Origin of the sequence: Nocardiopsis lambiniae (genome assembly GCF_031845465.1) — a bacterium.
GTDB classification, from domain to species: Bacteria; Actinomycetota; Actinomycetes; order Streptosporangiales; family Streptosporangiaceae; genus Nocardiopsis; species Nocardiopsis lambiniae.
In genome coordinates this window covers 39,875-51,991 of the sequence record NZ_JAVREP010000017.1, presented here as the reverse complement: position 1 = coordinate 51,991, position 12,117 = coordinate 39,875, and the positions used below count along the sequence as shown (strand labels likewise).

10 protein-coding genes are annotated in these 12,117 nt (G+C 70.2%); 4 read left to right on the top strand and 6 right to left on the bottom strand.

The genetic code is table 11. The annotated features are described in order from the left end of the window. The first annotated feature begins 123 nt into the window (after positions 1-123). A complete protein-coding gene (gene dnaN / locus RM479_RS21380; RefSeq protein ID WP_311513547.1) occupies positions 124-1,272 on the top strand; it encodes a DNA polymerase III subunit beta in 1,149 nt (382 codons plus the stop codon). Between the two features lie 277 nt (positions 1,273-1,549). Here the strand turns inward: dnaN and RM479_RS21375 are convergent, their stop codons facing one another. The 3 genes from RM479_RS21375 to RM479_RS21365 all read right to left on the bottom strand — a co-directional run bounded on the left by RM479_RS21375 (position 1,550) and on the right by RM479_RS21365 (position 3,593). Continuing rightward, positions 1,550-2,359, bottom strand: coding sequence for a DUF2786 domain-containing protein (locus tag RM479_RS21375; RefSeq protein WP_274812324.1), 810 nt, complete (start codon positions 2,357-2,359; stop codon positions 1,550-1,552). An 87-nt stretch (positions 2,360-2,446) separates the two neighbouring features. Further along, a complete protein-coding gene (locus tag RM479_RS21370) occupies positions 2,447-2,845 on the bottom strand; it encodes a hypothetical protein (RefSeq protein ID WP_274812259.1) in 399 nt (132 codons plus the stop codon). 196 nt (positions 2,846-3,041) lie between these two features. Further along, complete coding sequence (locus RM479_RS21365) at positions 3,042-3,593, bottom strand: NUDIX hydrolase (protein ID WP_311513546.1); 552 nt, start codon at positions 3,591-3,593, stop codon at positions 3,042-3,044. Positions 3,594-4,531: 938 nt separating this feature from the next. Between RM479_RS21365 and RM479_RS21360 the strand changes: the two genes are divergently transcribed. After that, on the top strand, positions 4,532-4,726 hold the full coding sequence (locus tag RM479_RS21360) for a hypothetical protein (RefSeq protein ID WP_311513545.1): 195 nt from the start codon (positions 4,532-4,534) through the stop codon (positions 4,724-4,726). A gap of 117 nt (positions 4,727-4,843) precedes the next feature. Continuing rightward, a complete protein-coding gene (locus RM479_RS21355) occupies positions 4,844-7,837 on the top strand; it encodes an AfsR/SARP family transcriptional regulator (protein WP_449590054.1) in 2,994 nt (997 codons plus the stop codon). Here RM479_RS21355 and RM479_RS21350 read toward each other — a convergent pair. After that, entirely contained in the window at positions 7,770-8,615 is an 846-nt protein-coding gene (locus RM479_RS21350) for an oxygenase MpaB family protein (RefSeq protein WP_311513544.1), read from the bottom strand. The two genes, RM479_RS21355 and RM479_RS21350, sit on opposite strands and share 68 nt — an antisense overlap. A 744-nt stretch (positions 8,616-9,359) precedes the next feature. Between RM479_RS21350 and RM479_RS21345 the strand changes: the two genes are divergently transcribed. After that, positions 9,360-9,917: a lytic polysaccharide monooxygenase auxiliary activity family 9 protein gene (locus tag RM479_RS21345; protein WP_311513543.1), complete on the top strand. Its 558-nt coding sequence runs from the start codon at positions 9,360-9,362 to the stop codon at positions 9,915-9,917. 240 nt (positions 9,918-10,157) lie between these two features. Here RM479_RS21345 and RM479_RS21340 read toward each other — a convergent pair whose 3' ends face one another. Beyond that, positions 10,158-11,396, bottom strand: coding sequence for a DUF418 domain-containing protein (locus tag RM479_RS21340; protein WP_311513542.1), 1,239 nt, complete (start codon positions 11,394-11,396; stop codon positions 10,158-10,160). Between the two features lie 69 nt (positions 11,397-11,465). After that, on the bottom strand, positions 11,466-12,020 hold the full coding sequence (locus tag RM479_RS21335; protein ID WP_274812265.1) for a MarR family winged helix-turn-helix transcriptional regulator: 555 nt from the start codon (positions 12,018-12,020) through the stop codon (positions 11,466-11,468). Positions 12,021-12,117: the final 97 nt, after the last annotated feature.

Genomic DNA, 12,117 nt, shown 5'->3' with positions numbered 1-12,117 from the left:
AGCCACATAACGAACACGATCGGCCCTGGTCGCGCCCCTTTTCACGGGTCCGTCCGGGGCTCGTCGCTTTGTCGTCGACGCTGGGTACGTTGACCCTGAAGCATGCCGACGAGGAGGCAGATCGTGAAACTGCGTGTGGACCGCGACGCGTTCGCCGAGGCGGTGGCCTGGACCGCGCGGGCCCTCCCCAGCCGCCCCGCCGTACCCGTGCTCGCCGGAATGCGACTGGAGGTCCCTCAGGGCGGTTCCACGATGGGGCTGTCCGGCTTCGACTACGAGGTCTCCACGCGGGCCTCGGTCGAGGTGCTGGTGGAGGAGGCCGGCGCGGTCCTGGTCCCCGGCCGACTGCTCGCCGAGATCGTGCGCACCCTCCCCGAGGGCTCGGTGCACATCGACACCGACGGCACCAGGGTGCGGATCAGCGGGGGCGCCGCCCGGTTCACCCTCATCACCATGCCTCTGGAGGACTACCCCACCCTGCCCGGCATGCCGGACAGGATCGGTTCGGTGCCCGCCGACACCTTCGTGGAGGCGGTCCGCCAGGTCACCCCCGCCGCGAGTCGTGACGACACCCTGCCGATGCTGACCGGCGCCTACCTGGACTTCACCGCCGACACGTTGAGCCTGGTGGCCACCGACCGCTACCGCATCGCGGTGCGCGAACTGTGGTGGAAACCGGACGACCCCGGCATCGACGTGTCCGCGCTGGTGCCCGCGCGCACCCTGCACGACATGGTCCGGGGCGTGATCGGCGGCTCCAACGTCGACGTCGCCCTGTCGACCGGGCCCGGAAGCGGCGGGTTGGCGCCGGGGGAGGGGACCATCGGCTTCGAGAACGGGGTGCGCAGCAGCACCACCCGATTGATCGACAGCGATTTCGTCAAGTACGCCGCCTGGTTCCCCGCCGAGTTCGCCGCCCGTGCCGAGGTGGCGGTGGCCCCCCTGATGGAGGCGGTCAAGCGGGTGGCCCTGGTGGCCGACCGGCACACCCCGCTGCGATTGGCGTTCAGCGAGGGCGAGGTGTCGCTGGAGGCGGGTTCCGGCGAGGACGCCCAGGCGGTGGAGGCGATCGCCGTCGACTACCGGGGCGATCCGCTGCGGGTCGCGTTCCGTCCGGACTATCTGATGGACGGCCTCACGGCGATCTCGACGGACATCGCCCACCTGAACTTCACGGAACCGACGAAACCCGCCGTGTTCACCGATGTCCCCTCCAAGGAGGGTGAGGCCCCCTCCTTCCGGTATCTGGTACAGCCGTTGCGGGTGTCCTGATCAGCGGATTCGGGTCTTTTCCCCGACTTGCCGGCGATCTTTCCACAGGTTTTCCACAGGCCGGCGGTCAGCCTGTGGATAACCCGGGGTAATCAGCCCCAGGAGCACCCGAATCGCCCCCGCTTCGCTCTCGCATTTACGCTTTGACGTGCGAGAACGTCGCAGGGGGCGTTTCTGTGCACAGCCTGTGGAAAACTTCGTGGATCGGAGCCTTCTCCGACCCCCCAAAGTGACGCAAACTAGGACATGAGGCGCAAGGCTCGCAAGTCTTGCCCGGTCACTCTTTTGTGGGCAGAGAGGACGTACCCCCGCCGGTTACGGACGTCTCCAGGCCCAACTGTGCCTGCCGCCCTCGCTGGTACCCCGCCCGTGCCCCGGCCGGACTGTGCGTCCGCTCCGGCCGGTGCTTGCGCAACTGCGGGAACTGCTTCTGGAACTCCTCCTGGACGCGGTGCACGTCGTCGCGGAGCACCAGTTCGGCGCCGCGGATCGAGGTCCCGTCCTTGCCGGCCGAGAAACCCCCCGTGCCGTTCGGCCCCGCCATCTCCTGCAAGCGCCGACGGAACTCCTTGATGCGCTCGGCGACCGCCTGCCCGTAAGCGCGCACGAACGACCGGTAGTACCTTTTGCGCTCGGTCTCCAGAGCCGACCGTGTGTAGTTGCGCAGTTCGCGGATATCGGTCACGTGCGCCGAGCTCATGAACTTCGCCGACGACTCCATCTGCATGGAGATCGACGGCATCAGCATGCGCAGCGCGTCCAGCGCGCTGACCGTGCCCACCAGGATGATCACCCGGTCGGTGTTCTCCGAGGAGTTGCCCCGGACCGCCGACTGGCATCCGTAGGCGGCGGCGATGTCGGCCAGGGCGCGCACGCGGGCCTTGCCGTGGCCACCCGCCCCGGAGACGGTGTAGTCCATGCGGCCGATCGCGTCGGGTTCCTCGCCCCGCTCCGCGCGGGTCTCGGCCTCCGCGATCGCGTGGCGGGTCATCAGCTCGGCGGCCTTGGCGGTGAACGCCTGGCTCTCGGCATCGGTGACCGAGGGGTCCTCCGCCATGCGGAGGAGCCCTCGGACCCGCTCGACCATCTTCTGACGAGCAGCTTCAGTCATCGGCGCCCGGTTGCTCCCGTAGGTGTGTTCTCCCTTTCCGCACCTGAGCGGAAAACACCGAGCCTACTTCTTGTCCCCGACCACCATGGCGATCACGCCCACCGTCGCCCAGATCGCGAGGGCGACGAAGATCGCGGTGAACGGGCTCAACGTGAGGATCCCGTAGCCCACACCGCCCACGATCGCGGGAACCGCGGCGTATCGGAAGGGGTAGGCGGCGGCGTACCGCCTGCCCCGTCGGTCGGCCTTCTTGCTGAGCACGCCACCCACGCCGCCGATCAGCGAGAAGAAGATCACGGCCGCGCCCAGGCCCGACATGACGGCGGGGAGGATGCCGCCGCTCAGGCTGGTCAAGAAGAAGAGGGCGCCACCGGCGGCCCCACCCAGCACGGACATCGTCCAAGGCCAGATCATCGTCGCCGAGGCGACGGGAGTGAATGCGTTACCGCGCTCCAGCGTCATGTCCACCGCTCCAGTCCGTTCGCGTGACGACCGCTCTCGGCCGGGCCGTCCCCATCAGAATGCAATGCCCAGGGTCGCACGCGCATCAGGGCACACCCCTGACTTACCCCCGAGGGACCGCCACCGCACTCCGGAGGGTGCGGCCGGTGGACGGACGGGGGATACGCGGACCACGTCGGCACAACGAACGGTCGACTCAAGAAGTGCCCGCCGGGGACGCCCCACCCGTTCGGCCGAGTCCGGTGGCCCTGGTGGCCCCGGTGACGCCGGGGGCGTCGACGCTCCTGCTCAGATCCGTCACCAGCGACGGCCAGGCCGTCCGGAAGGCGGGCAGCAGCGGCAGCGACTCCGCCGTCGTCACCGGCACCCACCGGATCTCGATGCTCTCCTCGTTGCCGGGTTCGAAGGGGGCCAGCTCCGGAACCCGCACCAGGAAGGTGTCGTAGCGCCACACCGCCAGGTCGTGTTCGTGCACCCCCACCACCGTGTAGCCGGCCAGGTCGCCGGCGATCTCCTCGCGGAACTCCCGGATCGCCGCCTCCAAGGGGGTCTCGTCCCGGTTGCGCGCACCACCGGGAATGCCCCACAGGCCGCCCATGTGCGTCCACTCGGCCCGGTGCTGGAGGAGGACATGGCCGGTTCCGGCCACGTCGGTGCCGTACAACAGCAACCCGGCGGCCCCGTAGACTCCCCAGCGCTTGGACCCGTCCGGCAGACCCACCCAGCCGTTCCCGTCGCCGTCCTCCATCAATGCCTCCCGATTCCCCGTGCGCCCTGCCTCGCGCACACCGTCCGTCATCCGTGATCCGTCGTTCGCCGAGGCGCCCGTGCGCGGACGGTGACGCCCACTACTCTCCTGAACCCACGGCACGCTCGACGACTTCCGCAATCCTCTTACCCGCGTACGCGCCCGGTCTCGCCGGACGCTACTGGGTCCCATCGTCGTGCGTCCACACCGCCGGAACGCTGCTGCACGCGGTGCTGCCGCGCGGGCCGGATCCGACTCGCCGACGTCGACCGGAGCCGCCCGCTCGCCGGACTCGGTCCGACCCCGATCACGTTCGTGATCATGTCCCAGGTGGTGCGCTCGGGACCGCCGCCGATCGACGCCGAACCGCGCGGAGGTGGTCCGGGAGGGACCGCCGGACCGGTTCGTCGAACGCGGGCGCGGGGGGCGCGGCGCCGCCCCGGCGGTCACGCCGTTCCTGCCGGTGAGGTCCCGATCGCGTTTCGTCCGATGCCGCCGGGGTATCGGAAAAACCGAATACGCTCTCGGAGTCGATTACCATTCCACTCCGTCCCGCCGTGCGCCGGCCCTCCCGCCCCGGTGCTCCGGGAAAAGCCACGGGTGCGTGATCGGGCATTCCGGAGCCCCCGCCCGGAGTGAGCCGCCAACCCGGTCTCCTCGCGGACTGTAAGTGGACTGAAAGCGCCCTGAAAGAGGGTGGCTCCAGTGTTGAACACGTTCGGCACGACCGGTCGTCGCGAGAGGACGGCTCGCGTACCCCTGGACCGGGTCGACGTTCGTTGGACACATGCCACCCGTGGCGTTCCCCGAGGCGGAGTTCGCCACGGGTGGCCCTGTCCGCCCGAAGGGCGGTGAGTTCCGTGATGACACTCAGACGACGTAGGGCCACCTTGCGGCTCTATACGAGCGCGGTGAGACGAGGAGTGCGAGTCCCCCAGATGCTGACTCTCGATGACCGTTTCGGGGCGATCGTCGCCGACGGGATGCCCGAGGCGAAGATGAGGCCCTACCAGGAGCCCGACCCGGTGGCGCCGACCCCCGCTTACCCGGAACCCGACCCGGTGGTGCCGGCCCCCGCCGAGGAGCCCGGTCAGGGAATACCGGTCGAAGAAGCGCCCAAGGAAGAGAAGTAGCGGCTTGAAGTAGCCAAAAGATCACTCCGGGTATCTGATGTGAGGGGAAGACGCTCGGAGCTTTTGGCGTGCCCGGAATCCGATTGTGCGCAATTCGCCTTGCTAGGGTTGCTGCTTGTGGAATTCGGTGTGCTCGGCCCCATCACCGTCTGGTCCGACGGGCGTCCGGTTTCGATCGGTGGACCGCGCCAGCGTTGTGTCCTGGGCGCACTTCTGGTGGATCTCGGCCGCGAGGTCACCGTGGACCGGATCATCGCCTACCTGTGGAGCGACGACCCGCCGCGCACCGCCCGTTCGGTCATCCAGGTGCAGGTCTCCCACCTCCGTCGGCTGCTCCCCGACCGCATCTCCACCACGGCCGGCGGCTACGTCCTGGACGTCGATCCGGAGAGCGTCGACCTGCACAGGTTCCGTCGTCTGCGGGACGAAGCGGTCCGCGCCGAACCCGAACACGCGGTGGAGCTCCTGGACCGCGCGCTGGCCTGCTGGAGTGGAGTCCCCTTCTCCGGTATCGGCTCGGAGGCCTTGGAGCACACCGTCATCTCGCCCCTCCGGGAGGAGCGCTGGGCGGCCGTCATCGCCTGGGCCACGTGCGCCCTGGGACTGGGCCGGTACGCCGAGGTGATCTCCCGCCTCACGCCGCTCGCCGGGGAGGAGCCCTTCCGCGAACGCCTGCACCACCTGCTCATCACCGCGCTCTGGCAGGACAACGAGAAGGCCCGCGCCCTGGCCGCCTACGAGGACTTCCGGGCGCGGCTGGCGGACGAACTGGGCGTCGATCCCGGCCCCGAACTCGCCGCCCTGCACGCGCGCATCCTCCACGAGGACGCCGCACAGGGACGGAACGCGGCGACGGAACCAACGGAACCCGGGGTCCGCTATCGGATCCGCAACGACCTGCCCCGGGACCTGCCCGACTTCACCGGACGGGGAGACGTCCTGCGGAGCCTGGAGGAAGTGGCACTGGCCGATGACGACCGGGCCCAGGTCTGCGTCATCACGGGTGCCGGCGGAGAGGGTAAGACCACCACGGCCGTGCGGTTCGGTTACGAATCCGCCAAACGTTATCCCGACGGCCAGCTCTTCATCGACCTGTACGGGTACACGGCGGGCAAGGAGCCCCTGGACCCGTCCTCCGCGCTCGGTTCCCTCCTGCGCGCCGTGGGCGTGGAACCGGAGACGATCCCCGAGACCCTGGAGGAACGGGCCGCCCTGTGGCGGGCCACCCTCATGGGGCGCCGGATCCTGCTCATCCTGGACAACGCCGTCAACCACGCCCAGGTCAGTCCGCTGCTGTCGTCCTCGCCCGGATCGCTCACCCTCATCACCACCCGCAACGAACTCTCCGGCCTGAGCGGGGCCCGGTTCCTCTCCCTCGGCATGTTCGACGAACAGTCCTCCCTGGAGCTCTTCTCACGGGTGCTGGGGGAGGCGCGCGTCAGGGACGAGGAGGACCGCGCCCGCGAGATCGCACGCATCTGCGGCGGCCTCCCGCTGGCCCTGCGCGTGATCGCGGGCCGTATGCTCAGCCGTCCCCGGTGGTCCTTCGAGCACGTGGTGCGCCGGCTCACCGAGCAGAACCGCAAGTTCCGCGAACTCCAGGTCGACGGACAGAGCGTCGAGACCGCCATCGACCTCTCCTACCGCAGCCTCACTGAAGAACAGAGCCATGCCTTCCTGACCCTGGGACTGATGATCGGCAACACCATCGACCTCGCGGGCGGGGCGGCGCTGCTGAACGTGTCCCTGGAGGAGGCCGACGACATCCTCCAGGAACTCGTGGGAGTGTGCCTGCTCGACGAGCCTCAGGGCGACGTGTACCGGATGCACGACCTCATAAGGGAGTTCTCGCTGGACCGGGCGACCGGCGAGTTCGGCGCGGAGCGCGTGGGCCGGATCAGGACGGGGCTCGCCGACCACTATCTGGCGACCGCCCAGCACGCCGCCGACCTGCTCGGGCCCCGCGCCATCCAGGACGAGGAGATGATCAAGCCCGGCTACCGCACCGAACTGATGAGCCGCGCCGACGCGGAGAGCTGGTTCGATCTGCACCGGGACAACCTCGCCGACACCATCGAGCACTTCGCCGCGCACGACAACGGGGAGCACGCCTGGCGCATGGCCGAGTCGGTGTGGCGCTTCTACGCCCTGTACGGCCAGATGGGGCTGCTCATCAGCTCCCAGGAACGGGCCCTCCAGATCAGTGACCGGCAGGGCAATCTCCGCGGCCGTGCCGTCACCCTCATCGGTCTGGGCATAGGACACTACTTCTCCGGCCGGTTCGAGGACGCGCTGCGGATGCTCGTCGAGGCCCGGGACCTGCTCACCCGCGTGGGCGACAGCCGGGGCATCATCCGGGCCCTGGCCAATCTCGGGATGGTCTACGAACGGGTCGGACGTCTGAGGGAGTCGGCCGAGGCCATCCAGGGTGTCCTCGAACACGCGGTGGCCTTGGGGGACCGGCGGCTGGAGGCCCTCCAGTGGGGCAACCTGGCGGTCGTGCGGCAGAGCCTCGGCCAGCACCGGGAGGCCCTCCACTGCGCGGAACAGGCGCTGGCCAAGGTCCCGAAGGAGGACGACCAGGACTCCAGGGCCCTGGTCAAACGGGTCATGGGGGAGGCCAGGGTCGGTCTCGGGGACGTGGAATCGGCGTTGCGCGACCTCGACGAGGCACTGGATCTGTCCCATCGGCTGGGGCTGGTCGCCAGCCGGATCTACATCCACAACTCCCTCGGTGTCGCCTACCGGGCGGCCTGCTGCTGGGACGAGGCGATCGAGGCCCACGAGGAGGCCCTGGCCCTGGCCGAGAGCTCCGGTCACCGCAGCGGCGACGCCGAGATCCTCACCGACCTGGGCATCACCCACGCCGAGGCGGGTCACCACGAGGAGGCCGTGATCGCCCTGGAGAAGGCCCACGCCCTCGCCGTCGAACGCGATGAGCGCTACATCGTCGCCCGTGCCTGCCTGGCCCTGGGCACCCTGCCCGCGCCCACGATGACCGCGGATCGGGGGGAGGGGTTCCTGCGGACGGCCGCGGAGATCTTCACCGAGGTGGGATCGCCCGACGCCGAGCGCGCCCGTGCGGCCCTGGCCGAACGGTTCGGCGGCTGAGACGGGCCGCTTCCCCGCGACGCATGGACCACAGACACACCGTGGCGGGCAGGACCCGCAACGGTCGGGGCAGACGCGGGTAGACGGTCCGCGTGACGCCGATGACCGCGTCGAAGACCCGCTGTCTGCGCGGCGACCAGGGCAGGCCGAACCCTTCGCGCAGGTCGGGGGGGAGCAGTCCGGTGGTCAGCAGCCGTTGCAGGGGCATCAGCGCCCGCAGCACCGGTTGACGGGGCCGGAACAGGCGGTGGGCGATGTCGCGCGCCTCGTCGCCGACCTTCAGGCCCGACACCGCCTTCTCCCAGTAGGCGTCGAACTCCTCGGGAGTGCCCGGCCAGGCCGACTCCGGCAGCCCCAGGGCGGTGCCGAGCACCGATGCCTCGCGCAGGAAGAGCGCGTACTCGTCGCGGTCCCGGAACCCGCCGAACACCATCGTGTGCAGGCGGGCCGCGTTGTGGCACAGCGTGGCGGCGACCCACAGCAGCAGGTCGTCGTCGAGCGCCCGGTAGCCGGGGCCGGTGACCTTCTTGTGCATCGCGCGGACGATGGCGTGCAGCCGTTCCCTCTCGGCCTCGGTGCCGTAGACCGTCCCGTACACGTAGGCGAGGGTGCCGAACAGGCGGGAGAACGGCCGGTGGTCGAAGTCGCTGTGGTGGAGCACCCCGTGGGCGACGCTCGGGTGGGCGATCTGGAGCAGCACGGCGTGACCGGCCCCGCCCAGGAGGCAGGACTCGGCGGTGATCCGCCGCAGCGGGGATGCGTCGGACGATCGGTCCATGTCCAGGATCGTAGGAGATAACCGCTTCCGCCTGCTGTGACACACGCCGTACCTTCGGGCGCGTGCGCGCCCCCGGCGATGGCGACACGGCTCTCCCGCTCCTCTCGTGTGACGGGGATCGTACCCGAGTCGACGCTCTCGTCCACGAGGGAAGGCCCCTCAGGGCGCCCGCCGCGGTGGGAGGCGTTCTCGCCCCGGGGCCGGTCTTCGGCCGTACGGCGCGCGGGGACCGTCCCGGAGTGGTTCCGGACACTCCGAAGCTCTCGGGCCGAGGCTCCGACCGGGTCCTCGGCGAACGGGTAAGGGAAATATGACCTTTTGGTCAGGTCTGGTGCCGTGACCTCGCTCACCCCGGATTGGTCTACTCCTTTCGGGAGCGGACCGGTCGCACGGCGTGTCCGAGTCCCCCCTGTTCCCTCTGCTCACACCCTTCCCCTCGGTGCCCGTACCAGCGCTCGGATCGCGCACATTGGGCCGGCGGGCGGTCTGGTCCGGCCGCTCCACGGCCCGCCACCAGGGCTCTTGACCGTTCGTCACGGACTGCTTACGTTCGTCCAGAACGGGCGGGAGACCCCGGTGCACAGGGGTCTCCGGGACATCGCCGTCCGGTGCCAGGGGCCCATCCGAACCCCGAGCGCCCAGCCCCGCCCTGGACCGGTCACGGTCCGGGTCATCCCGCTACGCGTCCCCCTCGGCGTGTTCCCGTGCGAAGGGGGACCATGACCCACCACAGAAGGGCCCCGCATGTCGATCCTTGAGTCCGCGCCCCCCGGCGCCACCCCGCGCAGGAAGCGCCGCCTCCGCGCCGCGACGGCCATCGCCGCCGCCACCACGCTGTTCTTCGGCCTCATGCCCGCCGGTGTCGCCAACGCCCACGGCTACATCTCCAATCCGCTGAGCCGGCAGGCCCAGTGCGCCGCCGGCATCGTCCAGTGCGGCTCCATCCAGTGGGAGCCGCAGAGCGTGGAGGGCCCCAAGGGCCTCACCAGCTGCTCCGGCGGTAACTCCCAGTTCTCCGAGCTCAACGACGACGGCCGCGGGTGGCGGGTGACGGACGTGGGCCGCACCCAGCCCTTCACGTGGACCATCACCGCCAACCACCGCACCTCCACCTGGGAGTACTTCATCGGCGGGCAGCGGGTCGACGTGTTCAACGACAACGGGGCGCAGCCGCCTTCGACCTTCACGCACAACGTGGACCTGTCCGGCTACAACGGCCGGCAGAAGCTCCTCGCGGTGTGGAACATCGCCGACACCCCCAACGCCTTCTACGTCTGCGTCGACATCAACATCCGCAGCTAGGGCGGGTTCGGGGATCCCGGGTCTCGGGTCCGCGGCTCCAACGGTCGGTGTACGACCGGGACACGAGCCGCGGACCCGAGCCCTTCGACGACGAGCGGGACCCGATCCGGCACCGCCGGAGCACGGAGAGCGCGTCGCCGGTCAAGCGGACGGCTCCGGACCGCCCCGTCCCCTGGGGGCGCGCGCTCCCCGGCCCGGAAACCCCGGCGCCGGGGTTTCCGGGCCGGGGAGCGGGGGCCGTCAGCGGTTCGCGCGGTAGGAGAGCCCGCGCAGCAGGGTCTCCGCCGGGCCGCGCACACCGGCGCGGTCCATCAGGAACGCCACCGCCACGGTGGCCGCCCACGTGGCGACCGCCACGAGCACCGCCGACCAACTGGACAGGTGCACGCCCCAGCCCAGGCCCCAGGCGGCGAGGAACGGGGCGAACACCAGTGACTGGGCGAGGTAACCGCTCAGGGAGCGGCGGCCCAGGGACACCAGCGCCCGGACCGGCAGTCGGTCCCGGGTTCCGCGCGCGCTGACGCGGTGGGCGATGAGGCCGAAGAGCGCGGCGTAGCCCACCCCGGTGAAGATGCCGGTGAAGAAGTGCGCGGAGGCGGTCACCGCCATGTGGTCGGGGCTCAGAACGCCCACGTGCTGGAGGGCGAACACCGCGCCGACGGCCCACCCGACGGAGATGCCCCAGAAGGCGACCCGGCGCAGCAGCGGCAGGTGGCGTCCGGGCTCCTCCAGGATCCGCCGCCGGGCGGCGAGCAGGCCCATGAGGAAGGCCGTGGGCAGGGCCAGCGTGAGCACGCCGGAGAACAGGGTGAGGAACCAGGTGGGCAGGCGGATCGCGGCGGAGACCAGGTAGTCGGTCTCGGAGATGCTGAGCCGCTGCACGTCGGCGGCCCCTCCGGCGGACGCGACCGGATCCGCGGCCAGGGAGAAGAACAGGGTGAGGGCGCCGAACAGGGCGCCCAGGGCGAGCAGCACGACCACCCCGATCTTGACGGTGCGGTCGCTGCGGTCGAAGAACAGCGGCAGCATGACGAGGCCGATCAGCCCGTAGACGCCCAGGATGTCGCCCTGCCACAGCAGGGCGGCGTGCACCGCGCCGAAGACGAGCATCCACAGGTGGCGGCGGCGCAGGATCCTGCGGGCGTCCCGTTCGCTCGTGCCGCGCGTCCTCTGCCGGGCGTACATCTGGCCGATGCCGTAGGCGAAGAGGAAGGCGAACATGGTGTGTGTGCGGGCGTCCACGACGATGATCGTCAGGGCCTGGGCGATCCGGTCGGCGAGGTTCCCCTCGGTGGGGTGCAGCAGGGCGGTGCCGCCGGGAGCGTCGTAGATGAACCAGGGCACGTGGGCCAGGGCGATGAGCAGCAGCATCATGCCGCGGGCGAGGTCCGGTGCCAGCACGCGTTCGGCGACCGGGGTGGAGCGCGCCGAAGGCCCGGCTTCGGGAGCGGACGGTGGGTGCTCGGTGTGAGAGGACATGACCTCACCGTCCCCCGGCGGCCCGCCCCGGGTCAGTGCCGTCGCGTCACCGTCCCGTGTGACGTGACGTCACACGGGACGGTTTCCCCGGCCTCCTCGGTCGCCCGTGGCGGTGGCCGGGCCGAGGTCGTCCTGGCTGTCGCCGAGCGAACACAACAGGGCGCGCAGCAACCGGTCGAGTCCCGCCCGATCCTCCTCGCTCAGCCCCGCCAACAGACGGCGTTCGGTGGCCAGATGGCCCTCCAGGACCCGGTCCACCCACGCCTCCCCCTCGGGGGTGAGGCTGATGAGCAGCCGACGCCGGTTGTCCGGGTCCACCTCGCGACCGACCATGCCCTTGGCGACCAGCCGGTCCACCCTGTTCGTCATCGCGGCCGAGCCGACCATGGTCATCGCCGACAGCTCCTTCGGGGTGAGGGTGTGCGGTGGTCCGGAGCGCACCAGCGTCGCCAGTACGTCGAACTCCCACGCCTCCATGTCCTCCCGGGCGAAGTTCTCCTTCAGCCTTTTCCCCACCAGGTGGGAGGCCCGCGACAGACGGCCGATCGGCCCCATGGGGGAGACGTCGAGGCCGGGGCGCTCACGCGCCCACTGGTCGAGGAACATGTCCACCGCGTCCCGCATCGTCGCGCAACCTTTCGACGTCGAACTGTTTGACATGCAGGTTATCAGTGTGCCTATGATCTCGGCATCGGAAAGTTCGACATCGAAAGGTTCGTGA